The 864-nt window shown below is 49.1% G+C and carries 1 protein-coding gene; it reads right to left on the bottom strand.

Features of this window, described 5'->3' with window-relative positions:
* Positions 1–864: glycoside hydrolase family 10-like protein (locus tag M595_RS28025; RefSeq protein ID WP_023069928.1), on the bottom strand; the 864-nt coding region annotated here is incomplete at both ends.

Here is an 864-nt window from a genome sequence, read left to right as displayed (position 1 = left end):
ATCCTGTTCAGGATGAGGAAAGACTGCCACTGAGAAAATCACATCTGGATATTGCTTTCGTAGCAACTGAGACACTTCCCGAACCATCGTATTGACCTGTTCAACTCGGAAGTTCACCCACTGTTGCCACAACTGACTATCTCTCGGACTCACCGAGATCGGATCAACTCCGGTTAACTGACGAAACTGTTCTCGTCCGGCGGTACCATAACCAAAGTTAAAATTGCGATTGGGATCTTGGAACGGATAGCGAATATAGTCAAGCTGTATCCCATCAACATCGTAGTTGTAGACAATCTCTCCGACAAGCCGGAGAATATAACTGCGAACTTCGCGATTGGCTGGATCAAGATAAGCTTTACCATCGCGTTCATGCCAAACTCGACCTCGACTATCACGATTCGCCCAGTCGGGATGAGCGGTCAGAACAGGCCCTAAATAGCTAGTCGGCTGATTGACTAAAGTATTATGGCGCTGATTGGCGGTGGCAAATGTCCACAACCAAGCGTGTAGTTCCATCCCCCGTTCGTGAGCAAGTTTAACCCCACTGGCTAAGGGGTCCCAACCTTGAGTGAGGGGGTTTTGCTGCGGTGCAACTCTAGTCGGATAAATGGGATAGCCTGCGTTAACGGTTTCAAAGAAAACCGTATTAATTCCGGCTTGGGCGAGTTGATCAAAGATTTTAGCGAGTCCCGCTTCTCCCCGAGCTTGCACAATCGTACCGCGATCAAGCCAAACTGCGCGAATTTCTGCCCCTGCTCGTTCCCCATCAATGGGATAATTTTCCCAAAGTTTTTGTCGAGCCTCTAACCACTGTTGGCGGGCGGCTGCCCAATTTTGTTGATTGACTAATTGGGGAAAGTC

The organism is Lyngbya aestuarii BL J, assembly GCF_000478195.2.
GTDB classification, from domain to species: domain Bacteria; phylum Cyanobacteriota; class Cyanobacteriia; order Cyanobacteriales; family Microcoleaceae; genus Capilliphycus; species Capilliphycus aestuarii.
Note: the sequence above shows the minus strand (reverse complement) of the source record. Positions and strands in the feature narration are given on the sequence as shown.